The organism is Streptomyces sp. 3214.6, from assembly GCF_900129855.1.
Taxonomy (GTDB): domain Bacteria; phylum Actinomycetota; class Actinomycetes; order Streptomycetales; family Streptomycetaceae; genus Streptomyces; species Streptomyces soliscabiei.
Genome location: NZ_LT670819.1, coordinates 4445974 through 4472745, shown reverse-complemented (window position 1 = coordinate 4472745; position 26772 = coordinate 4445974). Strand labels below are relative to the sequence as shown.

At 68.1% G+C, this 26772-nt stretch carries 18 protein-coding genes, 2 tRNA genes and 2 pseudogenes; 16 read left to right on the top strand and 6 right to left on the bottom strand.

Annotation, left to right across the window (positions count from 1 at the left end):
• Positions 1–334: 334 nt before the first annotated feature.
• From topA to B5557_RS20035, 5 genes are all read left to right on the top strand, one after another.
• Entirely contained in the window at positions 335–3193 is a 2859-nt protein-coding gene (gene topA, locus B5557_RS20055; protein ID WP_079660767.1) for a type I DNA topoisomerase, read from the top strand.
• Between the two features lie 220 nt (positions 3194–3413).
• Positions 3414–6662 (top strand): dTMP kinase, encoded by a 3249-nt coding sequence (tmk, locus tag B5557_RS20050; RefSeq protein ID WP_079660766.1) that lies wholly within the window; start codon positions 3414–3416, stop codon positions 6660–6662.
• Positions 6663–6750: 88 nt separating this feature from the next.
• Positions 6751–7956 carry a DNA polymerase III subunit delta' gene (locus tag B5557_RS20045; RefSeq protein WP_079660765.1) on the top strand — a complete coding sequence of 402 codons (1206 nt, stop codon included), beginning with the start codon at positions 6751–6753 and terminating at the stop codon, positions 7954–7956.
• 131 nt (positions 7957–8087) lie between these two features.
• Positions 8088–9665, top strand: a complete 1578-nt coding sequence (locus B5557_RS20040; RefSeq protein WP_079660764.1) for an alpha/beta hydrolase — start codon at positions 8088–8090, stop codon at positions 9663–9665.
• Between the two features lie 108 nt (positions 9666–9773).
• Positions 9774–9847: transfer RNA gene (locus tag B5557_RS20035), tRNA-Thr, on the top strand.
• Between the two features lie 47 nt (positions 9848–9894).
• Here B5557_RS20035 and B5557_RS20030 read toward each other — a convergent pair.
• Positions 9895–10443: pseudogene (locus B5557_RS20030) on the bottom strand (tyrosine-type recombinase/integrase); the annotation flags it as partial.
• Here B5557_RS20030 and B5557_RS20025 point away from each other — a divergent pair.
• Positions 10343–12484, top strand: a complete 2142-nt coding sequence (locus tag B5557_RS20025) for a polymorphic toxin-type HINT domain-containing protein (protein ID WP_099936251.1) — start codon at positions 10343–10345, stop codon at positions 12482–12484. The pseudogene B5557_RS20030 and the gene B5557_RS20025 overlap by 101 nt on opposite strands.
• Positions 12481–12816: a hypothetical protein gene (locus B5557_RS43765; RefSeq protein WP_143688199.1), complete on the top strand. Its 336-nt coding sequence runs from the start codon at positions 12481–12483 to the stop codon at positions 12814–12816. The genes B5557_RS20025 and B5557_RS43765 overlap by 4 nt, the downstream gene beginning before the upstream one ends.
• A 1099-nt stretch (positions 12817–13915) precedes the next feature.
• On the opposite strand, the gene B5557_RS20015 is transcribed toward B5557_RS43765, so the two are convergent.
• Positions 13916–14356, bottom strand: coding sequence for a DUF5615 family PIN-like protein (locus B5557_RS20015; protein WP_079660761.1), 441 nt, complete (start codon positions 14354–14356; stop codon positions 13916–13918).
• Entirely contained in the window at positions 14356–14856 is a 501-nt protein-coding gene (locus B5557_RS20010) for a DUF433 domain-containing protein (protein ID WP_231976413.1), read from the bottom strand. Before B5557_RS20010 ends, B5557_RS20015 begins: the two co-directional genes overlap by 1 nt.
• A 770-nt stretch (positions 14857–15626) precedes the next feature.
• Here B5557_RS20010 and B5557_RS43760 point away from each other — a divergent pair.
• Positions 15627–15700, top strand: a tRNA-Thr gene (locus B5557_RS43760).
• Positions 15701–15829: 129 nt separating this feature from the next.
• On the opposite strand, the pseudogene B5557_RS20005 reads toward B5557_RS43760, so the two are convergent.
• Positions 15830–16289, bottom strand: a pseudogene (locus tag B5557_RS20005) (tyrosine-type recombinase/integrase); the annotation flags it as partial.
• 92 nt (positions 16290–16381) lie between these two features.
• On the bottom strand, positions 16382–16516 hold the full coding sequence (locus tag B5557_RS45725; RefSeq protein WP_269460216.1) for a hypothetical protein: 135 nt from the start codon (positions 16514–16516) through the stop codon (positions 16382–16384).
• A 1341-nt stretch (positions 16517–17857) separates the two neighbouring features.
• Here B5557_RS45725 and B5557_RS20000 point away from each other — a divergent pair.
• From B5557_RS20000 to B5557_RS19965, 8 genes are all read left to right on the top strand, one after another.
• Positions 17858–18052, top strand: a complete 195-nt coding sequence (locus B5557_RS20000) for a hypothetical protein (protein WP_006132579.1) — start codon at positions 17858–17860, stop codon at positions 18050–18052.
• Positions 18053–18098: 46 nt separating this feature from the next.
• Positions 18099–18290 carry a hypothetical protein gene (locus B5557_RS19995; RefSeq protein WP_079660760.1) on the top strand — a complete coding sequence of 64 codons (192 nt, stop codon included), beginning with the start codon at positions 18099–18101 and terminating at the stop codon, positions 18288–18290.
• A gap of 155 nt (positions 18291–18445) precedes the next feature.
• On the top strand, positions 18446–20359 hold the full coding sequence (locus tag B5557_RS19990) for an alpha/beta fold hydrolase (protein ID WP_231976412.1): 1914 nt from the start codon (positions 18446–18448) through the stop codon (positions 20357–20359).
• The gene (locus tag B5557_RS19985; RefSeq protein WP_079660758.1) at positions 20356–20934 is read left to right on the top strand and encodes a hypothetical protein; all 579 of its coding nucleotides are present in this window, start codon (positions 20356–20358) and stop codon (positions 20932–20934) included. Before B5557_RS19990 ends, B5557_RS19985 begins: the two co-directional genes overlap by 4 nt.
• A 54-nt stretch (positions 20935–20988) precedes the next feature.
• Positions 20989–21744, top strand: a complete 756-nt coding sequence (locus tag B5557_RS19980; RefSeq protein WP_079660757.1) for a class I SAM-dependent methyltransferase — start codon at positions 20989–20991, stop codon at positions 21742–21744.
• On the top strand, positions 21741–23474 hold the full coding sequence (locus B5557_RS19975; protein ID WP_079660756.1) for an ABC transporter ATP-binding protein: 1734 nt from the start codon (positions 21741–21743) through the stop codon (positions 23472–23474). Before B5557_RS19980 ends, B5557_RS19975 begins: the two co-directional genes overlap by 4 nt.
• On the top strand, positions 23471–24976 hold the full coding sequence (locus B5557_RS19970; protein ID WP_079660755.1) for a phytoene desaturase family protein: 1506 nt from the start codon (positions 23471–23473) through the stop codon (positions 24974–24976). The genes B5557_RS19975 and B5557_RS19970 overlap by 4 nt, the downstream gene beginning before the upstream one ends.
• Positions 24973–25824 carry a hypothetical protein gene (locus B5557_RS19965; protein ID WP_079660754.1) on the top strand — a complete coding sequence of 284 codons (852 nt, stop codon included), beginning with the start codon at positions 24973–24975 and terminating at the stop codon, positions 25822–25824. Before B5557_RS19970 ends, B5557_RS19965 begins: the two co-directional genes overlap by 4 nt.
• Here B5557_RS19965 and B5557_RS19960 read toward each other — a convergent pair.
• Positions 25809–26651, bottom strand: a complete 843-nt coding sequence (locus B5557_RS19960) for a M23 family metallopeptidase (RefSeq protein ID WP_079660753.1) — start codon at positions 26649–26651, stop codon at positions 25809–25811. The genes B5557_RS19965 and B5557_RS19960 overlap by 16 nt on opposite strands.
• Positions 26652–26772: the final 121 nt, after the last annotated feature.

Genomic DNA, 26772 nt, shown 5'->3' with positions numbered 1-26772 from the left:
CACCACCGGGACCACGTCCCGAGCGTCTTCGGGGCCGTTTCCGAGACCGACTTCGCGCCGGACTTCGAAGATCGCGCCGGACGCCGTGCGGACCGAGTGAGCGTGGTCACGCCGGTAAAGGAGAGGACGCGTTCCGGTCGTACGGAAAAGGGCCGGTCGGTACTCCGGGCGGCAGGAATGGCGGTAGTCGGGTTACCGTTCGAGTGGCCGTTGCGGGCTTTTCCCGTTTGACACGGGGGCGGGATGTACCGTCACACTCCGCAGCGTCACTATGACCCGACCCCGGGAGCAAGGCCTGGGGAGGCCCCAGAGTCGACCGGAGAGAAGAGCGAAGTTGTCCCCGACCAGCGAGACCGCGAAGGGCGGCCGCCGACTCGTGATCGTCGAGTCGCCTGCCAAGGCGAAGACGATCAAGGGTTACCTCGGCCCCGGCTACATCGTCGAGGCCAGCGTCGGGCACATCCGCGACCTTCCCAACGGCGCCGCGGAGGTGCCGGACCAGTACACGGGTGAGGTCCGCCGCCTCGGTGTGGACGTCGAACACGACTTCCAGCCGATCTATGTGGTCAACGCCGACAAGCGGGCCCAGGTCAAGAAGCTCAAGGACCTGCTCAAGGAGTCCGACGAGCTCTTCCTCGCCACCGATGAGGACCGGGAGGGCGAGGCGATCGCCTGGCACCTCCAGGAGGTCCTCAAGCCCAAGATCCCCGTCAAGCGGATGGTCTTCCACGAGATCACCAAGGACGCGATCCGGGCCGCCGTCGCCAACCCGCGCCAGCTCAACCAGAAGCTCGTCGACGCCCAGGAGACCCGCCGCATCCTCGACCGTCTCTACGGCTACGAGGTCTCGCCGGTCCTGTGGAAGAAGGTCATGCCGCGCCTGTCGGCCGGCCGCGTCCAGTCCGTCGCGACGCGACTCGTCGTCGAGCGGGAACGCGAGCGCATCGCGTTTCGTTCTGCTGAGTACTGGGACCTGACGGGCACCTTCGCGACCGGCCGCGCCGGTGATCCGTCGGACCCGTCGTCGCTGGTCGCGCGCCTGCAGACCGTCGACGGCAGGCGGGTCGCGCAGGGCCGCGACTTCGACTCCCTGGGACAACTCAAGAGCGCGAACATCCTTCACCTCGACGAGGCGAACGCCCGCGCCCTGGCCGCCGCCCTGGAGAACACGAACTTCTCCGTCCGGTCCGTCGAGTCCAAGCCGTACCGCCGCTCGCCGTACGCCCCGTTCCGTACGACGACGCTGCAGCAGGAGGCCAGCCGCAAGCTCGGCTTCGGCGCGAAGGCCACCATGCAGGTCGCGCAGAAGCTGTACGAGAACGGCTACATCACGTACATGCGTACGGACTCCACGACGCTGAGCGAGACGGCGATCTCCGCCGCCCGCGCCCAGGTCACGCAGCTGTACGGCGCCGACTATCTGCCGGCCCAGCCGCGTACGTACGCCGGGAAGGTCAAGAACGCGCAGGAGGCGCACGAGGCGATCCGCCCCTCGGGTGATCGTTTCCGCACGCCCGCGGAGACGGGCCTGACCGGCGACCAGTTCAAGCTCTACGAGCTGATCTGGAAGCGGACGGTCGCCTCCCAGATGAAGGACGCGGTCGGCAACAGCGTCACGGTGAAGATCGGCGGCACGGCGGCCGACGGCCGGGACGTCGAGTTCAGCGCCTCCGGCAAGACGATCACCTTCCACGGCTTCCTGAAGGCCTACGTCGAGGGCGCCGACGACCCGAACGCCGAGCTGGACGACCGCGAGCGCCGCCTGCCCCAGGTCGGCGAGGGCGACGCGCTGTCCGCCGAGGAGATCACGGTCGACGGGCACGCCACCAAGCCCCCGGCCCGCTACACCGAGGCGTCGCTGGTCAAGGAGCTCGAAGAGCGCGAGATCGGCCGCCCGTCGACGTACGCCTCGATCATCGGCACGATCCTCGACCGCGGCTATGTGTTCAAGAAGGGCACCGCACTCGTCCCGTCCTTCCTGTCCTTCGCCGTGGTCAACCTCCTGGAAAAGCACTTCGGGCGGCTCGTCGACTACGACTTCACCGCCAAGATGGAGGACGACCTCGACCGCATCGCCCGCGGTGAGGCCCAGTCCGTGCCGTGGCTGAAGCGGTTCTACTTCGGCGAGGGCACGGGTACGGGCCACGGTGGCGCCGCCGACGCCGGCAACGGCGACGGGGACCACCTCGGCGGCCTCAAGGAACTCGTGACCGACCTGGGTGCGATCGACGCGCGTGAGGTGTCGTCGTTCCCGGTCGGCAGCGGCATCGTGCTGCGGGTCGGCCGCTATGGCCCGTACATCGAGCGCGGCGAGAAGGACTCCGAGGGCCACCAGCGCGCGGACATCCCCGAGGACCTCGCGCCCGACGAGCTGTCCGTCGAGCTCGCCGAGGAACTGCTCGCCAAGCCGAGCGGCGACTTCGAGCTGGGCACCGACCCGGAGTCCGGCCACCAGATCATCGCCAGGGACGGCCGCTACGGCCCGTACGTCACCGAGGTGCTCCCGGAGGGCACCCCGAAGACCGGCAAGAACGCCGTCAAGCCGCGTACAGCCTCGCTGTTCAAGTCGATGTCCCTGGACACGGTGACGCTGGCGGACGCCCTCAAACTGATGTCGCTGCCGCGGGTCGTCGGCGCCGACGCGGAGGGCGTGGAGATCACCGCGCAGAACGGCCGCTACGGGCCGTATCTGAAGAAGGGCACGGACTCGCGGTCGCTGCAGACCGAGGACCAGCTCTTCACGATCACCCTCGAAGAGGCGCTGGAGATCTACTCCCAGCCCAAGCAGCGTGGCCGGGCCGCCGCCAAGCCGCCGCTGAAGGAGCTGGGCGCGGACCCGGTCAGCGGAAAGCCGGTTGTCGTCAAGGACGGTCGTTTCGGGCCGTACGTCACCGACGGGGAGACCAACGCGACCCTGCGCTCCGGCGACAGCGTCGAGGAGATCACCCCGGAGCGCGGTTTCGAACTGCTCGCCGAGAAGCGTGCCAAGGCTCCGGCCAAGAAGACGGCCAAGAAGGCTCCGGCGAAGAAGGCGACGGCGAAGAAGGCGACGGCGAAGAAGGCGGCCCCGGCCAAGAAGACCGCGGCCAAGAAGACGGCCGCGAAGACGACCACCGCGAAGAAGACGACGGCGACGGCGAAGAAGACGGTCGCGAGGAAGGCGACGGCTTCCCCGTCCCCCTCGGAGGACTGACCGCTCGTCGAAGGGCTGGGCGCTCGTCGAAGGACCGACCGCTCGTCGAAGGACTGGCGCCCGATCGCTCCGTCGAGGACTGATCGCACGGCTGAGCCGAGCCACGGTTCCTTCACGGCGGGTTCGCGAAACGAACGCCCCGGCATCACTTTGGTGTCGGGGCGGTCGTACGCGTGGACGGGGGCCCCGGACTGTCAGTCGCGGCCGATAGGCTGAATGCATGACGCGAGCCGAGCAGCCAACGGCCCACCACCCGGCCCCGGACAACGCCCTGGTGGCGGACTCCCGCGAGCGCGCCGTGCGCGCCCTGTTGCGCGAGCCGCAGCTCAAACGGCTCTGGAGCGCGCAGTTGGTGGGCGGCGTGGGAGACGCCCTCGCACTCCTGGTGTTCGTCCTCCTCGTCCTCCAGACAGCCATCGCCGAGGGCTCCTTCGGAGGCGGCTACCGGGGCGTGGCGTTCGCAGTGGCGATCGTCTTCGGGGTGCGCATTCTGGCCACCGTGCTCTTCGGCGCCGTCCTTCTGGGCCCACTGACGTCACTGACCTCACCGGACGGCCCGCTCGACCGCCGGTGGACCATGGTCGGCGCCGACGGCCTGCGCGCCGCGCTGCTGATCGTCGCGCCCCTGTGGATCGACTGGGTGCCGGACGACGCACTGGCCCTGCTGCTCGTCACGGTGTTCGTCACCGGTGTCGCCGAGCGGTTCTGGACGGTCGCCCGCGAGAGCGCGGCCCCGGCACTGCTGCCCGCCCCACCCTTGGAGGGCGCGACCGTACGCCCCTTGCCGGACCACATGGACGCCCTGCGCCGCCTCTCGCTGCGCACGGGCTTCGTGACCATCCCGCTGGGTGCGGCCACCCTGGTCGTCGCGGCATTGTTCAACAATCTTCTGGGCACCGGGATCGACTGGTTCGGCCAGCACCAGGCGGCCCTCGCCTCCTACGTCGCCGGGGGGCTGTTCGCCGGCTCCCTGTCCATCGTGACGTTCCTTGAACTGCCCTCGGTGCGCACCCCGCGCGCGCGGTCGCCGCTCGAAGGACTGCGTCGACCCCGGGCGGCCTCCGGAGTCGACGCGGGCCGCACGGGCGCGATCCCGCTGCTGGTCCTCGCCTGCGCCGCCGTCGCCGGGACGACCTCCGCCGCCGTCGCCGTGGCCGTGCTGCACGCCAAGGACCTGGGCGGCGGTCCGGTGATGTTCGGGCTGCTCGTCCTCGGGCTGACCGGCGGGGTCGGCGTCGGCGTGCGTACGGCGCCGAAGGTGCTGGTGGCGCTGTCCCGGCGCCGGCTGCTCGCGCTGGCCATCGCCTTCACCGGCGTGGCGCTGCTGGCCGCCGGGCTGGTCCCGGACGTCACCAGCGTGCTGCTGATCTCGGCCCTGGCCGGCGTCGGCGCGGGCGTCGCCGCCAACACCGGGCACACGCTGCTCGACCAGGAGACGGAGGAACACCGCCGGACGCGGACGACGGAACACCTGCACGCGGTCGTGCGGGTCGTCGTGGCGCTGGGCGCGGTGATCGCCCCGCTGGTGGCGGCCCTCATCGGGCCGCACCGGCTGGACCACGGCAAGTTCGTGTTCGCACACGGCGGCGCCGCGTTCACCCTGATGCTCGTCGGCGCGCTGCTGCTGCCGGTGGCCGCCCTGGTGCTGGCCAAGGTCGACGACCGCTCCGGCGTCCCCCTGCGACAGGACCTGCGGGACGCGCTACTGGGCGGCGACGACCCGGTGCAGACCCCGGCCGCCAACGGTTTCTTCATCGCCCTTGAGGGCGGTGACGGCGCCGGCAAGTCCACTCAGGCGGAGGCGCTCGCCGAGTGGATCAGGGCCAAGGGGCACGAGGTCGTCCTCACGCGTGAGCCGGGGGCCACGCCCGTGGGCAAGCGACTGCGCTCGATCCTGCTGGACGTCTCCAGCGCCGGGCTCTCGCACCGCGCGGAGGCGCTGCTGTATGCGGCGGACCGCGCGGAGCACGTCGACACGGTCGTCAGGCCCGCCCTGGAGCGCGGCGCGGTGGTGATCACCGACCGGTACATCGACTCGTCCGTGGCGTACCAGGGCGCGGGCCGCGACCTGTCCCCGACCGAGATCGCACGGATCTCGCGCTGGGCGACCAACGGCCTGGTGCCGCATCTGACGGTTCTGCTGGACGTGTCCCCGGAGGCCGCCCGCGAGCGCTTCACGGAGGCCCCGGACCGGCTGGAGTCGGAGCCGGCCGAGTTCCACGCGCGCGTGCGCTCCGGTTTCCTCACGCTGGCCGCCGGTGATCCGGGCCGCTACCTGGTGGTCGACGCGGCTCAGGAGCCGGAGGCCGTCACGGCCGTCGTCCGGCACCGCCTCGACCAGTTGCTGCCCCTGTCCGAGGCCGAGATCAAGGCCCAGGAGGAGGCGCGCAAGAAGGCCGAGGAGGAGGCCCGCCGCAAGGCTGAGGAAGAGGCCGCCCGCAAGGCCGAGGAGGAGCGCCTGGAGCGCGAGCGCCAGGAGCAGCTCGCCAAGCTGCGCGCCGAGGAGGAGGAGCGCAAGCGGCGCGAGCTGGAGGAGGCGCAGCGGCGCGAGGCCGAACGGCAGGCCGAGGAGGCCCGGCTGCGCGCCGAGGAGGCACGCAGGCGTGCCGAGGAGGAGCGGGTCCGGCTCCTCGCGGAGGAGAAGGCCCGCGCCGAGGAGGAGGCCCGCCGCAGGGCGGAGGAGGAGCGGCGCCGCAAGCAGGCCGAGGAGGAGGCGCGGCTGCGCGCCGAGGCCGAGGCGCTGCGTCTGGAGAAGCAGCGCAAGGCCGAGGAGGCGCTGCTGAGGGCCGAGGCGGCCCGGCGCGCGGCGGAGCAGGCCGCGGCGGCGGCGCAGGTCGGCCCGAAGCCGCCGCGTCCCACCACGACCGTGAATCCCGCGATCCCGGCGGTCCCGCCGGAGGCGACGACGGTGCCGACGCCGGTGGTGACGCCGACCAACGCGTCGGGCGGGCCGGTGGACGAGACTGCCGTGCTGCCGCCGATCCGAATGGACAAGGAACCCGAGCGGACGCAGCCCTCCCGGCCGTCCGCGGGCGCCGACGCCGAGGTCACGGCCGAGCTGCCGCAGCCGTCGGTGCCGCCGGGAGCGGCGGACGAGACGGCGGTGCTGCCGCCGGTGCGCGGTCAGGGCCCCGAGGACGAGACGGCCGTACTGCCTCCGGTGCGCGACGACAGCCCTTCGGACCGGGTGCCGCCGGGGTACTTCCGCGACGAGCGGAGTGGGTCGCGGCCGGACGGCGGCGACGACCGTACGCGCGAGCTGCCGCAGATCGACGAGAGCGGCACGCCCCGGCAGCGGCCCCGGCGGGACTGGGCCGAGGAGACCCCGCTGGACGACCTGCCCTCGCTGGCGGACGAACTGCTCGGCCCGCACCGGGACGACGACGGCCACGGCCACGACGACGGCCACGACCACGGCCACGACGGGGGCCGGGGCGGCCGGGGCGGGGGCCGGGGACGTCGGCGCTGAGCGTTGTGCGGCTCGCCGCTCGATTGTCAGTGGGTCCCCGCACAATGGAACCCGCAACGCGAAACGTGACGAAAGGGCGGCGTGACGCATGACCGTGTGGGACGACCTCGTCGGGCAGGAGAAGGTGAGTGAGCAGTTGGCCGCTGCCGCTCGGGACGCCGACGCGCTCGTCACCGCGGCCACCTCCGCCATGCCGCCGCCAGAGGCGTCGAAGATGACGCACGCCTGGTTGTTCACGGGCCCGCCCGGCGCCGGCCGCGCCCAGGTGGCCAGGGCGTTCGCCGCCGCGCTGCAGTGCGTGAGCCCGGACCGGGCCCTGGGCGGCGCCCCCGGCTGCGGATTCTGCGACGGCTGTCATACGGCGCTCATCGGCACCCACGCCGACGTCAGCACCGTTGCCGCCGTCGGCTCGCAGATCCTCGCCGAGGACATGCGCGACACCGTCCGCAAGTCGTACACCTCGCCCGCCACGGGCCGCTGGCAGGTCATCCTCGTCGAGGACGCCGAGCGGCTGAACGAGAAGTCCGCCAACGCCGTCCTGAAGGCGGTCGAGGAGCCCGCCCCGCGCACGGTCTGGCTGCTCTGCGCCCCCTCCCTGGAGGACGTGCTGCCCACCATCCGCTCCCGCTGCCGGCACCTGAACCTGCGCACGCCCTCCGTCGACGCCGTCGCCGACATGCTCGTACGGCGCGAGGGCATCGAGCCGGCCGTGGCCGCGGCCGCCGCCCGGGCGACACAGGGGCATGTCGACCGGGCTCGGCGCCTGGCCACCGACCCCGCCGCCCGCGAGCGCCGCGCGGCCGTGCTGAAGCTGCCCCTGCGCATCGGTGACATCGGCGGCTGCCTCAAGGCGGCCCAGGAATTGGTCGACGCGGCCACCGAGGACGCCAAGCAGCTCGCGGAGGAGATGGACGGCAAGGAGACTGAGGAACTGAAGGCCGCGCTGGGCGCGGCCCAGGGCGGCCGCATGCCACGCGGCACGGCCGGCGTGATGAAGGACCTGGAGGACAAACAGAAGCGCCGCAGGACACGTACCCAGCGCGACAGTCTCGACCTCGCGCTCACCGACCTGACCGCCTTCTACCGCGACGTCCTCGCCCTCCAGCTCGGCTCCCGTGTCGCGATCGCCAACGCGGACGCCGAGGACGTGTTGGAGCGGCTCGCCCGCGACAGCAGGCCGGAGACCACCCTGCGCCGCATCGAGGCCATCGCTGCCTGCAGAGATGCCCTCGATCGCAACGTGGCTCCGCTGCTGGCGGTGGAGGCGATGACGATGGCACTCAGAGCCGGGTGACGTCGCCCGAGGGATCGATCATGGGGCGGCGAGGGAGGGTGATGGCCCACGGCGGGTTGACGGGGTAGCTCGTCCGTGGCGGTTCCCGTACGTACGGCATTCGGCGCGTCGCGCAGAGTTACGCTCGCTGGATGTACTTCAGGCGCTCCCCCCGCAGGCACCGTACCGGCGTCACCCTGCTCTCGCTCGCCGCGCTGCTCGTCTCCGGCTGCTCCGCCGGAGGGTCGACGAGTTCCGCCGGTTCGACGGCCGTCGCGGCGCTCGCCGCGCTGCCGCGGGCCACGCCGTCGGCGCTGTCGCCGTACTACGGGCAGAAGCTGAGCTGGCGCGGCTGCGGCGTCCCCGGCTTCGAGTGCGCCACGATGAAGGCGCCCCTCGACTACGCCGAGCCGCGCGCGGGCGACGTCCGGCTCGCGGTCGCCCGCAAGAAGGCGACGGGGCGGGGCAAGCGGCTCGGCTCGCTGCTCGTGAACCCGGGCGGACCGGGCGGTTCGGCGGTCGGCTACCTCCAGCAGTACGCCGGCATCGGCTACCCCGCCGAGGTCCGCGCCCGCTACGACATGGTCGCCGTCGACCCGCGGGGCGTGGCCCGCAGCGAGCCCGTGGAGTGCCTCGACGGGCGTGAGATGGACGCGTTCACGCAGACGGACACCACCCCCGACGACCAGCGGGAGACCGGCGAACTCGTCGACGCGTACAAGGAGTTCGCGCAAGGCTGCGGCGCGCACTCGCCGCGGCTGCTGCGGCACGTCTCCACCGTGGAGGCGGCCCGTGACATGGACATCCTGCGGGCGATCCTCGGCGACCGGAAGCTGACGTACGTGGGGGCGTCGTACGGGACGTTCCTCGGGGCGACTTACGCGGGCCTGTTCCCGGACCGGGTGGGCCGGCTCGTCCTGGACGGCGCGATGGACCCGTCGCTGCCCGCCCTCCCGCTGAACCTGGACCAGACGGCGGGCTTCGAGACGGCGTTCCAGTCGTTCGCGAAGGACTGCGCACGCCGGCCCGACTGCCCGCTCGGCCGGAAGGGCACCGCTCCCGCCAAGGTCGGCGAGAACCTCACGGCCTTCTTCCGGAAGCTCGACGCGCACCCGATCCCCACCGGCGATCCGGACGGCCGCAGGCTCGGCGAGGCCCTCGCCACCACCGGCGTGATCGCGGCGATGTACGACGAGAGCACCTGGGAGCAGCTGCGCGAGGCGCTGACCACGGCGATGAAGGAGAACGACGGCGCGGGTCTGCTCGCCCTGTCCGACAGCTACTACGAACGGGACCCCGACGGCCGCTACGCCAATCTGATGTCGGCCAACGCGGCCGTGAACTGCCTCGACCTCCCCGCCGCCTTCGCCACCCCCGAGCAGGTGGAAAAGGCGCTTCCGTCCTTCGAGAAGGCGTCCCCGGTCTTCGGCGAGGGCCTCGCCTGGGCCGCCCTGAACTGCGCGTACTGGCCGGTGAAGCCCACGGGCGAGCCGCATCGCATCGAAGCGAAGGGCGCCGACCCGATCGTCGTCGTCGGCACCACCCGCGACCCGGCGACCCCCTACCGCTGGGCCCGGTCCCTCGCCCACCAGCTCGCCTCGGCCCGCCTCCTCACCTACGAGGGCGACGGCCACACCGCCTACGGCCGCGGCAGCACCTGCATCGACTCCGCGATCGACACTTACCTGCTGCACGGAACGCCTCCCACGCAGGGCAAACGCTGCAAGTAGCCGCCGCCGTCCACCCCGGAAGCGGGGCTTCCGGGGTGTGTTCGGAGCACCCCCGGAAACTGTGTAGACTTACCGACGTTGCTGATCGCACCATGGTGCGGACAGCGCGCCGCCTTAGCTCAGATGGCCAGAGCAACGCACTCGTAATGCGTAGGTCTCGGGTTCGAATCCCGAAGGCGGCTCTGCCGAAGCCTCAGGACTCACTCGCCGTGACCTGGGGCTTTTGCTTTTATCGGATGCGGCGACGGCGCTGAGCGCGTGCCGCGCGGCTGTCTGTGGTCTCAATTCTGGTCTCAACTGGGGGCTTCGGGCCAGGCTCCGGGCCAGGCATGAAGGTGTCTCCCATGCGGCGCATGGCGTCCTTCGAGAGGTGAGACCGTCCCTTCACGTACCGGCGGGTCTGGCTGATCTGGGTGTGCCTCAGGATCTCCATGATCGTGGGCATGTCGACCCCGAGTTCATTGAGGATCGTGCCGGCGGTGTGACGGCTTCCGTCGTACAGACGACGGTCGTCGATTCCGGCTTCGGCCAGTAGCTCCTTGAATTCCTCCCAGTCCTGTCGGGGATCGAGCGGACGGCCGTCCGGGCGGGTGAAGACGAGTTTGTGTTCCTCCCACCCGTCACCGGCCTCCGCTCGCTGTACATCTTGTTGCTTCTTGTGCTCGCGCAGGTAGGGGATGAACGGCGGCGGGATGGGGACGGCGTTGCGGCTCTTCTTCGTCTTGGGGCGGGTGAAGGTCAGCCCTCCGTCTTTGCGCTCGGGGCAGACGCTCGCGTGGACCTACCACTACCCCGACCCGGGCGCGGTCCGGCCGCACACGCTGGGCTCGGTGGACACCACCACCGGCACGGTGAAGTCCACCGACAGCTTTACCTATGACGAGTCCGGCGACACCCACACCCGGCTGCTGGGCAACGGCACCTCCCAGACCCTGGACTGGGACGCCGAGGGCCACCTCGCGAAGGTCACCCAGCCGGTCGAGGGCGGCAGCGACAAGGTCACCGAGTATCTGTACGACGCGGGGGGCAACCGTCTGATCGGCCGTACCCCGACGGAGACCACGCTCTACCTCGGGACCACCGAGGTCACCCTGGCGAAGGGCGCCACGACAGCCAGGGGCACCCGCTACTTCGACCTCGGCGGCGGCCACCAGGCCGTCCAGGCCAACGACGGAACCGTCTCCTTCACTCTGGCCGACCACCACGGCACCGCCCAACTGTCCGTCAACGCCGACACCCAGGCGCTGACCCAGCGCCGCACCCTGCCGTTCGGCGGACTGCGCGGCACCGAGCCCACCACCTGGACCGGCACCAAGGGCTTCGTCGGCGGCACCACCGACACTGCCACGGGCCTCACCCACCTCGGCGCCCGCGAGTACGACTCCGCCACCGGCCGCTTCCTGTCGGTCGACCCGGTCTTCACGGCCGGCGACCCGCAGCAGATGAACGGCTACACCTACGCCAAGAACAACCCCATCACTTACAGCGACCCCTCCGGGCTGTGCGCAGGCCCCGACTGCCCAACCCGCAACTGCCCCTCCTGTCTCAACTCCACCCCAGGCAACAAAGCCAGCACCGACGCGGCGATGCACGACTACGCCGGCTCGGGCAGCACTCCCACCAACACACCCCGCCACATCAAGGCCACGTGGGTGGCGACCAACACCCCCGTCACGAACGACATCGACAAGCTCCAGAACTACTGGGCCAGCATGATGGACGGGGAGTTCACCGACGAGTTCTGGTACAACCCCGTCCACGAGTCGTCCATGGAGGGCTCCGCCTGCTACGGGCGCGAGGGCTGCCGTCAGGCATACCTCTACGTGCTGCACAAGGGCGACGACGCTGACGTCGCGGAGGCCAGGGAGATCGCGGCCACCTACTGCGTCTACCACGCCGAGCAGTGTGCGGACGAGGCCAAGGAAGTCGCCAGAGGCAAGATCATCGAGGGCTACGTCAACGAGGCGTTCCTAGGCTATCTCGGCGGTGCCCTGGGAGCCGAGAGCAAGGTGGCCGGCGCTTGCCGGAACAGCTTCGACCCCCGCACCGAAGTCCTCATGGCCGACGGCACCACCAAACCCATCGCCGAAGTCAGGATCGGCGACAAGGTCATCGCCACCGACCCCAAGACCGGCAAAAGCAGTCCACGTGAGGTGACCGCAGAACTCCTCCACCGCGACAACGACCTCATCGACCTCCAGGTCCGCGGCCCGGAGGGCAAGGCCGTCACGATCCACACCACCTCCCACCACCCCTTCTGGGACGACACGACCCACAGCTGGGTCGAGGCCGGCCGGCTCACCCCGGGCCACACCCTCAAGAGCGCCGACGACAGCCAGGTCACGCTGAGTGGCGTGCTGTCCCGTCCGGGTGTGGCTGACATGTACAACCTCACCGTCGCAGACATCCACACGTACTATGTGGTCGCAGGCTCTACGCCGATTCTGGTGCATAACTCGTCGTGCCCGCGGTTCATTGCCGACTCCTCCGGCAATATCGTCGAATTGCCGCAGGTTAAATCGACTATCAGCAAGCAGAAGCAAGATCGACACATTCTCGGAGGGAACGGATACAGGGGCGGTGGTTATTTCAATTCTCACGCAGACGCGCAGGCTGTGCTCGACGCCTACCATTCAGGATCGGCGGAGATCATGGGAATAACCAAGACGGGAAATATTCAAATTAGAGTCCCCTCCGTCGTGGGCTACGATAATAATCCAGCGATGAATCGTCTCGGAGTGCCCACGAATATTTTCATGATCAAGGGGACCAAGAGTCCGAGTGTTGTGCCGATGAACCCCAATGCGAGTGCACCGTGATCGATAGCCAAAGGCATCAGCGCGAGAACGAGATCACGCTTCTTGCGGTGCAGGCACTCCTTGGCTTGATCTCGAATGATTTGATTGCCGTGGCTGTGCGTGTTGAGGAGGGGCGCGTAGAACTTATCTTCTGGGCTCATCGCCAATCGAGCGAACTTGAAGACGATGCCGCAGAAGTTACGTTCGAGCTGGACTCCCTTTTTTCCGGTGACCATCCATTGATCGAATATACGATCAAAATTGGCGAACCGGAGCCGAAGTCAATCGGGTCGAGGGATCGCATGATCTATTGGGCGAAGAGCGGTACTCGGCATCGCGAAAGTAACGAATAGGCAGAAGTTCCGTAGTCGCATAGATGGTCCCGCCGGAGTGCTCTCCGGCGGGACCATCTGGGGTGGCTGGCGACAGTAGGTGACGCAGTGGGAGTGTTGAGGCAACGTCAGCGGATGACTGCATTGGGTGGTTTTTCGCCGTCGGTGGGGAGCTTCCAATCAAGGCGGATCTGCTAATCAAGAAGAGGCGCCAAGGGAGGAAGACGGCGATCGAGCACGAGTCCGTCGAGGAGCCAGCCGGCGGTGTGATGCCGTCGGCCACGGCGGACGAACAACTCGTCGCTATGCTGGTTGACCGGGTCGGCAGCGAGGGCCTGCAACTGGCCGACGATGGCGGGCTGTTGTAGCAGCTGGCCAAGCGGGTGATGGAGTTCGCTCTGAATAGCGAGATCACCGACTGTCTGGGGCTACGAGAAAGCATGACCCGGCCGGGAAGAACAACGGTGACAGCCGCAACGGCACTGCCGTCGGCTTCGGCGAGCTCATCGAGCCGGTCCTGCGCGGTAGCCTCCGCCATGGGGTGAACATCGGCGCGTTTGGCGATCTTGCGAGTCGCGGGCGTATCTTCCGCCCTATGAGTGAACAGCCGTCCATACATAAAGAGTTGAGCGACGACGTCGGGGGCCCGTGGTGCAGTCCGGGGCCATCCAGGGCGACGTGGTGTTCAACTCGCCCTCTGCGCCGGTGAGCCAGGAGTCAGCGGAGCTGCGACGCCGTTGGGAGGAGCGTCAACGACGTGTCCTTGACTCGGAGGACGCCCAGAGGACAGAAGCGCAGCACACGTTTACCCGCTACCTGCGCGTCGTTCGTGCAAAGCGACGTTGGAATGTATTTTTCCTGCTAATTGAGGGCTTGGCCGTGATGCTGTGCCACTTGCACGTGGTGCCTGTGACGGTGGAAGTTCTCGGCCTCCTGTTCGGGGCAATTTCTGTGTTCGGCTGGGTCTCCTGCACGGTGACCCTCAGAAGAGCGGAAGCGGGACGAGCGATTAGGATTCCGCGTTCCCGGTGGATGTGGTGATCAGAGGTGGTGGTGAGCGCGACGTAAGCAGCGGCAACCGCCGGCACCCAGGCACGTGGAGCAGCGCCGCCAGAAAGGGCTATCGAGGCCAGTAGCGGGGCGGTTCCTTCGTGGGGTCGACCAGATCGAACCGCTGTTTGCTACCGGGGTTTAGCCCTTTGACATGAACGAGCTGCTGGCCCTCCGCTGCTTCGAGTTCACGGATGAGGATCGGCATCGAGGCGATCACAGCCCCCATGGCCAGGCCCAGGCCCGCCATGCCCTTGTGGCCATGACTGAACCGGATGTGGTGCATGCCCGACTTCTTGATGGCGGCCGTCTCCGACGGGTCCTCCAGCTGACGCCCGTCCTTCGTCAGGAAGGCCTCGAAGCCTCTCTTCGCGGCGTCAGGAAGGAGAGCGAGATCCTTCTTCCCGGACCACTTGAGCTCGCTGACGTGGCGCACCTCATGCCCAGGCAACAACCGCCTGAGCATCTCCAGCATCTGCACCGGAACGTTCTCGTCAATGAGGATTCGCATCAGGCAGCGCGGGGTCCCGGGCTGTAACTGTCCACGTAGAGAGCGAAGGACACCGCGTCACGGGCGGCATCGGCCGTCACGCCGGGGTAGTAGTCAGCGATCTTCTCGGGAGGGATGCCGTCCTCCACGAGCTCGGCCACGGCATCGAAGGGGACCCGGGTGCCGGTGATGACAGGCTGCCCGCCCTGCGTCTCAGGATCGACGCTGACATGCTGCTTGGGCCGTAGAAGGTGCGGAACGACCACGCCGGCGCGAGGCGCGAACTCCTGAAGGATGTCAGCCATCGTGGCGATCACCCGCTGCCCGGGATGCTTGACGAGATCGGTCGCATGATCGTCGTTCCTGTCGCCCACCAGGACGATGGAGTCGCCATCAGCCACCAGGGAGTAACTCGACAGGTGCTCGAACTCGCCGAACCGCTTCAGCGTGGCCAGGGCCTTGCGGATCTTCTGCAGCGACACGTCCTGACGCAGGATCGCGAACGCGCGTAGCGCCAGCACGTCCCGGAAGGAGTACAGAGCCGGCTTGGCTGCGAGCTCAGGGCAAAGAACGGGACCGTTGCCACGGTCCTGTCGCCAAGATCGCAGCTGCCCGGTCGTGGCCCCAGAGAGGGCCGCAGCCATACGAGTCGAGTACGCCATGGTCCACCCCCTCCAGCCTTCGTGACTTCTTCTACCCGCCAGCATCCCAGCTCCGCGCCTGAGGACGCTACAGGAAGTGGAGCGAGGGCCCCAGAACCCTGCTTCTGACGGCGCGAAGGACCTGCCCTGTTGAGTCGGGCCGATGCGCCAGGACTGTAGTGCCCAGATGGGAGACGGGTTCGTGACACCGAGTCCGGTCAGCGCCAAGGCGCTACGGTGCTGCCCCGCGGCTGACCTGCGAGAACGGTCATCGGCTCCGCCCTGGCGCAGGGGAGGAGGCCCTCTTCGGCTCTCCGCCGGCTGGCATGGCCAGCCCGGTTATCGCCAGTTCGATCAAAGTGGGCGAGTGGTCCCGCGCGAAGACGGCCCTGCAGGACATCTGCAACGTCAAGGATGCCTTCCATAGCGGGGCGGAGCCTCTCTTCGCGTCGCCAGGCCGGTGTGTTGGACGCCCTTTTGCCGCCCGGCTCTGAACTGGAACCCCACCTGGCCGGGGCATGGCCAGCCCGCTGTCAGGACATTCCTGGGGCCAGGATGGGGCCGGAAGGACGGTGAAACGCCATGAACGATCAACGCGCCCCGGCCGCGTCCATGCCTGCTGACCTGCATGGATGACAAAAACAGGGACGGCCAGTGAAACCTGGGGTAATGATCTTGCGTTCTCGTAATGCGTAGGTCTCGGGTTCGAATCCCGAAGGCGGCTCTGCCGAAGCCTCAGGACTCACTCGCCGTGACCTGGCCTTTTGTGTTGCTCCGGGCATGACGCGTCACACGGCCGGGGTGCCGCGAGATGGCTTGCGTGAGCGATGCGTGAGGGGAGCGGTCCGGTGCCCTACTTCTTGGGCTTCATCCGCTTGTCCTTCTTCTTGGCCCTGGCCTCGGCTTTCGCCTTGCCCGTGGCCTTCTTGGCGGCCTTACGGGCCTCCTCCGCCTCGGTCTTCCGCTGAAGCGGGACCAGTTTGGCGGTGGCCTCGGCCGCGTTCTTGCCGACCTGTGGCAGGACGCTCTGGTAAATGTCCCGCGTGATGCGGGTGTTACTGTGCCCGAGCGTGTCCGACACGATCTTCACGCTTCACGTCGATGCCGGCGGCGAGCATGAGCGTGGCCGCACCGTGCCGGAGGTCGTGCAGCCGGACCGGCGGGAGGTCGGAGGCGGCCACGAGGCGCTCGAAGAGATCGGTCACCTTCCCGGGATGGAGCCAGGAGCCGTCTTCCTGGGTGAAGACCATGCCGGTCTCGACCCAGGCTGATCTCCACTCCTGGCGGTCCGCGTCCTGCTGTTCGCGGAACCGGATATCGGTCTCGTAGCGGCTGAGCCCCGACTTGCGGATGCGCTTCCCGTCGAGCCACCGGTCGAGCCACTCGCCGACGGTCAGACGGCCGATCAGGTCCTGACTCCGACCACGGCACGCCGCTGTTCGACGATGCTGCTTTTCTTGGGGAGGACCGCGAGACCCACGAGCTTGCCCGAGTCGGCAAGGTCCTCCGCCACCAGACCCTGGCGGCTGACGCTAAGCACGGGCCGGAGTGGGTTGCTGCGGGTGCGGCCAGGGCCTGTGGGGCCACGGATCCGTCCGAGCCGGAAGACGTGAGCGCCGTAAGCGGGCACTGAGCAAAGAGGGACGCGCGCGTTGCCCACAGGATGGACGCAACCTCTGAGACAACTTGTCGCGAGGCACTTCTCCGTCAAGCTTGCAGGAGAGCAAAGGTAAGCGCTGTCCATCCTGGGTATCGAGCCGGGTTCGAGCCTGGCCGAAAAAGTGCGGCTGGTTGGCAGATCCGTCCGGGCGTGGTCGTGGATCGAACAGTTCCAGCCAGCGTGACGCCCAGAAGCGGTAGGAGAACGGACCATTCCGTCTCCTGTGTGCGGTGAATCGCTTATTGATGTCCGCATTCACCCCCGGAAAACAGCGAGGCTGATTCTCGCCCTGGTGCTCGAGCTTGCTCTGTGGTGGTCAACGTTGACCCCATATGTGGCGTCACCGCTCATGGGTGGACTGATGGCGAATGCGGAGATTGATCAGGGGGCATGCGGTAGGTGTGGCAGCATGAGCGGAATTTATGATTCCATGAGTCTTTCATGGGAAGGAACCGGTCATTCCATTACCTGGACGTTACTCGTGGGCGCATGGGTACCGTTCGTGAAATCCCAGGTCGATCCCCGTGTCGAGGTCAGGGGCGGCGTCAGGTCGGCATGGTTCGGATCAGGCCAGGACGGCTTCATGGCCTGTTCTCTCTGATCAGCAGTCGCTACTGTGGCGTTGCCTTCGGGAAGTGCAGCAACGTTCTTGCAGGGAATTGCGGGTCGACCGCTCGGTCGCTGCATCCGAGGCGTGCGGGCCGTCGTCCTGCTCACCAGCCGACAGGGGCTAGTGACTGACCACTACCGGCCCATCGGTTGCGAATGATCCTGGAAATATTGACACTCCGAGGCATGCGGCTAAATGGGGGAACAGGTACATGAGGTTGAACCTGGATACGGGCATTGGTGCCGGTGGTGCTGCGACCACGTTCTTCATGCAGGGAGCGATTGCGGACCTGTTTTCCCCCGCTGCCTGACATGTCTTCCTGCCTGGACTCTCCCAGGTAAAGATCGCGCACACACCTCCCAGGCGACCCCGGATGTCAAAACCTCCTACGCCTTTTCGAGGAAGTTCACGTTGCATTCGGCTTTCGGCGTGACGCGCGTAGCGTCCGATCGGTGAAGCAGATGTAAAAGCCACGTACCTCTTGCAATGCCTCTCGCAGACTTGCCTGATGTCTCACGTCAGGCATGGTCGGGCCATGTCTTGGTCCGGCAGTACCACCAGCAAGAGCTGGAATTCACCGCAACGCAACAGAGAAAACGGGAGACAACGCGATGGAACAGAAGATCGCTGCGTTCATGAACGAGCAGGACCTTGGTTCGCTGGAGCAGGGCTACAGGGACGACGCCCCGATGCCGGTCCTGGCCACCCCCGCTGCCGCCGTCGCCACTTGCTGGTACGTCGGCGGCGCGGCTGCCGGCGCCGCCGCTGTTGTGGGTGCCTACGTCACCGGCCGCGTCGTCGGCTGAACCTCTCGCGACGATTCACCACGATCAATCTCGAAGGAGAAATGCCATGAGCAGGATCGTAGACAGTGTTGTCGCCGTCACGTCGGCGGACCTGACGGACGACAGCCAGGGCGAATTCGGCGCGATGGCGCCCGTTCAGGCCACCCCGACCCTGGTCGCGTTCGGCGTGGGCTTCGCCGGCGGCGCCGGTGCCGCTTGGGTCACCGTGCAGGCGTACGAAGCAGGCGCCAACGACTGATCGGTTTGACCCGACTGAGCACCACCTGCTGAGGAGCCCTGTGGGCTTCTGACGGGGCTGCCACCTGGGAGTTGCCTCCAGGGAGCGACAGGCTGTCGGGCCGCGGCGGAATCGCGGCCCGACAGTCTTTCCAGCCTACCCTCAACAGGCTCAACGTGGAGGAAAAATTCGGCATGACGCGAATAAAGAGACTTGTTCCTTCGGTATTTTCGCCAATTCCGGTTTCCCGGGATCGGGCGATAGGAATATCCGAGCGTCTCGCAGCCCTCTCCAGTCTTTCATCTTCTCTCGAATACCTGCACCAGCATCGGAACCTGGGGCCGGGTGGTCTCAATGACTGGGAGATCATGAAGCAGACGCCGGAGAGTAAGATCCCGGTGATCCAGAAGCTCACCAATGCCGTGAGCGGCAGGCGGACCACGCTGACTCTGCACGCCACGCGCGTCGCCTGCAGCCTGGGAATGCTGTTGCCCGGCAACAGTAAGTGGCGGGCGGCAGGCAACCTCTGTCTCGCCGCCACGACCACCCTTCTGCAGGCCCGCCACCGCTATGGCACGGACGGCTCGGACCAAGTTGCCACACAAGTGCAGACGGTCACCGGGCTTGCTCGGCTCTCAAAGAGTCCGCAGGTCAGTGATGCCTTGATGTGGTACCTGGCGATCCAGGCCAACATGTCCTACGCGGCGTCCGGCTGGGCGAAGCTGGCGGGAACGAAGTGGCGTGACGGTTCGGCTCTCCCCGGTGTGATGCGGACCCGCACCTACGGCTTCGAGCGCGCCTACCGGCTGACGCAGCGCTATCCCAAGGCCAGCAAGGCGACACAGCATGCCGTACTGGCGATGGAATGTCTTTTCCCCGTCGTCTATCTGGCCGGCGGGCGGATGACCCGAGCGATGATCGGTTCGGCCGCAGGTTTCCATGTCGCCAACGCGTTCGTCATGGGACTGGGCCGGTTCATGACCGCGTTTCCCGCCATGCACCCCATGATCGCCTACACGACGGCGCCGCGGACGTTCTCGGCGGTCGCCGGGCGGGACGATCGCATGGCCAAGACTGCGCTGGTGCTGCTGGCCGGAGGTGTCGCCGGCGCGGGCGTGCTGGCGACCCAGCGGCGCGCGCGGGCTGTGGCGGGCTGGCCGAATTCGCGGACCGTCACCACCCGGCACGGCAACGTCCTCTTCTACGACACCGGAGGTCAGGGAGTCGACGACCGCCCGGTCCTGGTGTTCAACCACGGCCTTGCCTCGACCCCCGAACACTTCGCATGGATGGTCGAGCGGTTGGCGTTCGACCTCGGACACCCCGTGGTGACGTATGCCCGCGCCGGCTACGGCCCCAGCCGCCGGGTGAAGCAGGCCCCGTACACCATCCAGGAGTCCGTGGACGACCTGGAAGACCTGGTCCGCCAGGCACTTCCCGAGGACCGCAAGGTGGTGCTGGTGGGGCATTCCCTCGGCGCGGACTTCAACCGCCGGGCGGTGGCTCAGCTCGGTGAACGGGTGGCGGGCGTCGTCTACCTCGACCCCACTCACCCAGGGCAGCTCGTGCGGTCGGAGAAGCAGCGGAAGGGCAGTGAGATGTTCACTTACTCCCTGACGGAGATGGCGCGCTGGACCAAGCTGGGAAGCGGTGCGCTGATGTCGCGGCCTCGCTGGGTGGACGACCTGCCGTACGCCTATCGCCAGAAGGTCTTCGCTCTCTACACCGACGCACGGCTATGGAGTGCGGCAGCACGGGAGTGGGAGGTGGTCAGGGAGGAGTTCCACTCCTTCGACGAGAGCCTGACCCCCGTTCCGGCACCGGGCCTGGTCATTGCCGCGCAGGTCACCGTGGACATGGATCCCGAACAGCTGCTGATGTACAACGACATCGTCCGCACCCATCAGGCGGCGAGCCGGCACGGGGACGTCACCGTCGTGGAGCGTGCCGGTCACGACACCATCCTGACCGATGCTCGCCACGCCCGAACCGCCGCAGACCTGATCGCGGCCTTCGTGGACCAGCACTGCGCGCCGACCGTCGCGGCCCCGACCGGGAAGCTCGCGGAGAAGGCCGGGGAGGAGAAGTGAGCATCGCCGCATTCCTCAAGGAGGCACTCACGGGGCCCGGTGCGGTGACGCGTCTTGCAGGCGCCGCCTTGCTGGTGACCACCCTGGCCGCACAGCATCCGAATCCGGCTTTCGAGCGTGCACGGGAAAAGGACCTCTTCTCCCTTGTGCCGAACTGGAAGTTCTTCGCCCCGAACCCCGCGACGCACGACTACCACTACCTCTACCGCACCCTCGACGAAAGCCATGAGACGTCCCCATGGATCGAACTCGACCTGATCCAGAACCGCAGGATGATCCAGGCATTCTGGTTCTCGTCCCGGCGGACGGAAAAAGCGGTGTTTGATATCTGTACCGCCATCATCAAGAACATAGCCAAGGGTAGTGATCCGACCGGAACTCCACCCTTCCGAGTCCTGTCCGAATTCATTCGGAGGCAGATCAGGGAGGCCCCGAACGTTGCAGATGTCCGTGGCTTCCAATTCGCTGTGGTCCGTGCCGCCGGTCACGACGACAGTGAGGATCCGGAGGTTCTCTACGTTTCCACCTATCAGGCGATGACTCCAACGCAGCCAGCCTTTCTGCGGGCCGCCTGAGACCGACTGCTCCTGCTGCGAGGAGTGTCCTCACCCAAGAGAAACGGAGAACCGATGACAATCGCGGACATTGGCTATGGCAAACAGTTCGAGGGCTGGTACGACCGCATCTTCCAGGACGATGCCTCCACACGGGTCACCGTCGAGGCCCTGACCGAACTCCACCCCGACCCTGCCTGGGGCACGCTGGAGTTCGGCGTTGGGACAGGCCGGATCGCGCTGCCGCTGTCGCATCGCGTCGGCCCGGTCACTGGTGTGGACTCCTCTCAAGAGATGCTCGGGGCCCTGGACAAGCGGGCCGGGGAAGGGCAGGTGATCGCTGAGCTCGGCGACATCCGGACCTACCGGGGAGAACGGCAGTACGGTCTCGTCTACTGCGTCTGCTCCACGCTCGCGCTGGTCCTCGACCCCGAGGGACAGCGCGAGGCCATCGCTCGTGCGGCTGAACACCTCCGGCCCGGCGGCCGACTGGTGGTCGAGACCCACAACCGCCCGGGAGTTGTCGCTCAGCACGAGGGCCTGACGCGCACGACGATGTTCGTGCCCTACCCGGAGCCGAACACCGGCATTCAGATGCACGCCACGCTTCTGATGGACAACCGGATCTGGCAGGTGTCCACCGTGTGGTTCGAGGCCGACGGCACCCACCGCATCGGCACCGAAGTCGCCCGCCTGCTCACGCCCGACGAGGTGGACGGCTATGCACAGGACGCCGGGCTGCAGACCGAGGGTCACTACAGTGACTGGCAGCGGACCGAGTACGCCCCCGCGACCGGACTGTTCGTCGCCACCTATACCAAGCCGGCATGAACCTCCGGGAGATAGTCCTTCGCCACCGGGTCCTGCTGATCGCTGGTATCGGTATGGGCCTGCTCGGTGCGGCTGCCACTCTCGCCCAGCCCTGGATGCTGGGCCGGCTGATCGAGGCCGTGGCCCTGGACAAGCCGATCGCCTGGCCCATCACGTTCATCGCGCTGTTCTTCCTCGCGGACGCGGCGCTGAGCGCCGGCCATGCCTATGCCATCGGCAGGGCCGGCGAGAACATCGTGTTCGATGCCCGAAGCATCCTCGGCGGCCGTCTGCTGCGCAGTCGGATTCCGCACTTCTCGCGCCTGGAGCACGGCGACGTCTTCTCGCGCACGGTGTCCGACACCTCCATCGCCTGCCTGGTCATCGCCCAGGCGCTCGCGCAGGTGGTGACGTCCGTCTTCATGGTGATCGGCGGCATCGTGCTGATGGCCAGGCTCGATTGGAAGCTGCTGCTCACCACGCTCGGTTGCCTGGGGCTGGCCAGCGTCAGCGCGCTCCTGCTGGCCCGTCAGGTCCGGATCGCCGCGTTGCAAAACCGGCAGAACATCGGTGCGTTCGGCTCGGGCCTGCAACGGGTGCTCGGTGCGATCACAACGGTCAAGGCGTCCCGCGCCGAAGGGCGGGAGACCGAGCAGCTGGTACGGCTCGCCGACCGGGCTCGACGCAGTGGGATCCGAGTCACCGGATTCAGCTCGCTGCTCACCCCGATGATGAACGTCGGCACGCAACTCTCGCTCGCCGTCGTCATCACCTGGGGTATGGCCCGGGTCGCCACTGGATCGCTCACGCCCGCCGACCTCACGTCGTTCGTGATGTACCTCTTCTATTTGGTGTCACCGCTGGTGATGCTCTTCATGTCGATCGCCCAGATCCAGCAGGGGCGCGCCGCCATCCAGCGCGTGACCGAGCTGGGGACGATCCCGCAGGAGGAGCAGGAGGATGGGCAGCCGACGGAACGGCAGGAGCACGCGTCCGTCGTGGAGTCGGCGGTGGCGGTCAGTTTCGAGGGCGTCGGCTTCGCTTACCACGACAATGCGCCGGTCTTGAGGGACGTCTCGTTCACCGTGCCGCGTCGCGGCCTGACCGCGATCGTGGGCGCCTCCGGCACGGGCAAGACGACGGCGTTCCAGCTCATCGAGCGCTTTCACCAGCCGGACACCGGCACCATTCGGGTCGCGGGCCACGACATCGCCGCCCTTCCGCTTACCCAACTGCGCTCGCTGGTCGGTTATGTCGAGCAGGACGCACCGCTCCTGCGCGGCACCATCCGCGAGAACCTGACGTACGCGAACCCGGAGGCCGACGAGGCCGACATCGCTCGCGCGCTGCGGCTTGCCAGCCTGGAGGAATTCATCACCGCGTTGCCCGACGGCCTTGACACTGAGCTGGGTGAGCGCGGCGCCGGCCTGTCCGGCGGCCAGCGGCAGCGGCTCGCCATCGCACGGACGTTGCTGCAGCGTCCGGAGCTGATCCTGCTCGACGAGGTCACCGCCCACCTCGACAGCGACACCGAGGCGGCGTTGCGCGACGCGATCATGGAAGCCGGCCGCGAATGCGCCGTGCTTGCCATCGCGCACCGGCTGTCCACCATCGTGCAGGCCGACCGCATCATCGTGATGGAGGAGGGACGGGTACGGGCGACCGGCACCCACCGCGAGCTCATCGAATCCGACGCGGTCTACCGGCGGCTTGCCAGTGGGCAGTTCGCGACCGAGGACGCGTTGGCATGACCCGGGTTGATGTCGCGGTCGTAGGTAGTGGCCCCAACGGTCTGGCCGCCGCCGTCACCATGGCGCGCGCCGGGCTGACCGTGGAGGTCCACGAGCAGGCAGCCGTCATCGGCGGTGGCCTGCGCGGCGAAGCCCTGTTCGACTCTGCGGTACGGCACGACCTCTGCGCTGCCGTCCACCCGATGGCGGCCGCCTCCGCGTTCTTCCGCGCGTTCGACCTGGAGGCCCGCGGTGTACGGCTGCTGCAGCCGCCCATTTCCTACGCACACCCGCTGGACGGTGGTGCCGCTGCGTTTGCGTACCGTGACCTCGCCGAGACGCGCGACCGGCTGGGCTCGGACGGGCAGCGCTGGTACCGGTTGATGGCGCCGCTGGTGAGACACAGCTCGGGCGTGACCGACTTCCTGCTTTCCGGCCAGCGGTCCCTGCCGCCCGACCCCGCTGTACCGCTGTTGTTGGGCCCACGGGTGTTAGGCCATCTCCTGCGGAGCAACGGACTACGCACCGAGGCTGCCCGCGCGCTGCTGACGGGAGTCGCGGCGCACGCGGTGGGCCGGTTGCCCAGCCTGCCTGCCGGCGCCATCGCGTTGTTGCTCGGCCATCTGGCTCATGCGACCGGATGGCCGCTGCCACAGGGCGGCAGCCATCGCATCGCCGAGGCCCTGGCTGACGACCTGACGGCGCACGGCGGCGCGGTGCACACCGGCCGACAGGTCACCGACCTCGCGGAGCTCAACGCCCGGGTGATCATGCTGGACACCACGCCGCGCGGTCTGCTGACGCTGGCCGGTGACCGGTTGCCGGCCCGCTACCGCCGGGCGTTGGAACGCTTCCGTTACGGTCCAGGCGCGGCGAAGGCCGACTTCCTGGTCAGCGAGCCCATTCCGTGGGCCGACCCGGAGGTGGGACGAGCGGGGACCGTACACCTGGGCGGTACACGTGCCGAGATGTTAGCGACGGAGAACGCCGCCGCCCGGGGCGAGGCCGGACAGGAGCCTTTCGTCCTGCTGGTCGACCCGGCTGTGACCGATCCCGGCCGAGCCGTCGGCGGGCGCCGCCCGATATGGGCCTACGCGCACGTCCCGAACGGCGATACCCAGGATCCGGTGCCGTTGATCACCCGCCGGATCGAGCGGTACGCCCCCGGTTTCGCCGACACGGTCATCGCGGCGCGCGGCGTGCCGGCTGCCGAGTACGAGACCTACAACCCGAACTATCCGGGCGGGGACATCGGCGCCGGAGCCATCACACTCACGCAATCCGTGTTCCGGCCCACACCCGCTTGGAACCCGTACCGCACACCACTGGCCGGGGTGTACCTGTGCTCGGCGTCGACGCCACCCGGCCCCAGTGTCCATGGCATGTGCGGCCACCTCGCCGCGATGGCCGCTCTCCGCCGCGAGTTCCACATCATCGCCGTGCCGCCCTTGGGACCCAACGGCGGCCCCACCCCCACAGAGAACAATTCGACCCCCACAGAGGAAAGCAGGAGAGCGTCATGAGTGTCAGTCACCGCCCCACCGCCGCGGAGGACTTCGCCGGGTACCTGCGTGCTTATCATGCCGATGCCATCGACGGCAGCGACCCGGTCGCGGAGGTCTGGGACCGCTATCACCTGCCCGATGGCACACACCAGGTCAACGGCCGGATCTGGGACCGCGACAAAATCCTGAGCAGCCTCCGCTCCCGGCGTTCCCTCGGGGCGTCGTACGAGCTGTACATCCACGAAGTGACAGTGGAGGGCCGCCGGGCCGCCGCCCGATACACGATCAGCACGCCCATGCTGGGCAAGATCCAGTCCGCTACGGAAGCGGCCGTCTTCGCCGAACTGGCCAAGGACGGGCGGGTGGCCCGTACGATCTCCTTCTCTGCCACCCGGCCCGGCTGGTCGGGACGGGACCGGGACGAGCCGTTCGACAGCGCGGCCCGCCCCGCGCCGGGTACCTCGCCGGCACTGCCGCCCGCCGAGGGAGGGGAACCGACGCCCGCCCAGGACCCGGCGCACTATCTGCGGGCCTACTACGCAGCCGGATACGACGTGACGGTGCCGGCCGCCGAGGCGCACGACCGTTTCCATACCCCCGACGCGCTGCACCAGGTCGGGCGAAAGGTGATGCAGCGCTCGGGCGTCCTGAAGGCGCTGGAAGAGGGGCGCAAGCTGGGCCACACCTATCCGGTGGATGTGCACGAGACGCTGCGGGAGGGCAACCGCTTCGCGGCCCGCTACACCACCAGCCGGGACGGGAACCCGAAGCGGCCGCAGGAAGTCTTCGCCTTCGGAGAGTTCGCCCCGGACGGCCGTGTCCAGTCGGTCCGCTTCGCGCTCGATCCCGGCTATGACGCGGCGTAGGGTTCTGAGGAACCGGTGGGGGCGGTCCGGACGGGGACGAAGCACGTGTTGTCGGCGGGTACGCCTTCGTGCTCGCCGCCGTCGTCGTCCTGATACCGCCAGGTGAAGCGCAGGCCATGGGCTGAGGTGATGTCAGGGCCGTCCATTAACTGGAAGTGCAGGTGGGGCTCTGCGGAGTTGCCGGAGTTGCCGCATTCGGCCAGCGGCTGACCGACCGTCACCCGGTCCCCAACGGCCACGTTCAGCGAGTGGCGCCGCAGGTGTGCGAAGACGGCGTGTGCTCCGTCGCCCAAGTCGAGGATCAGGTGGTTGCCGAGCAGGTGGCGAGGAAGGCCGAGGGAGCGCACGAAACCCTCCGGCAGTACGTAAAGCAAGCCGGCCAGGGAACTACGCGTCAGGTGGTCGCGCTGGCTGTCTGCGGCGGCGACCACCCGGCCGTCCGCGGGGGCGAGCAGTGGTTCACCGAAGGACGGGTAGGACTCGGGGCGTCGCGTCAGCGGCCACAGCCACACGGGTTCCGGCGCTGGGCGGCGGGCCAGGTCGATGGCGTAGGTCTGCGCGAGGTTGTGGGTGTGGCTGGGCACCTTGGTGGCCGGCCCGTTGCGGGCCATCCAGCGGCCATTCACGGGAATGTCCAGTGCCAACGGGGGGGCCTCCTCGCTCGGCGGGCGCTGGGCACGCGTCATCGCCCGCCGCATCAGCAGACCTGTCACCAGCAGGGCGAGCCCGACGAGCCATAACGGCCCGATGCCCTTGCCGTTGACGAGGATGCACGCGGCGCCAGCGGCCAGCACCAGGCCGTGGCGTTTCCACAGGGACTGTGGCATGTGGGGGCCTTTCAGTGGGGGACTTGCAGGTGGGCGCAGCATTCCAGAGTCCTGGTCTGCCGGCCCACCCCGGATATCAGCGAGGAGGTGATTGCGTGTAGGAGGTGGCCTTCTTTGAGTT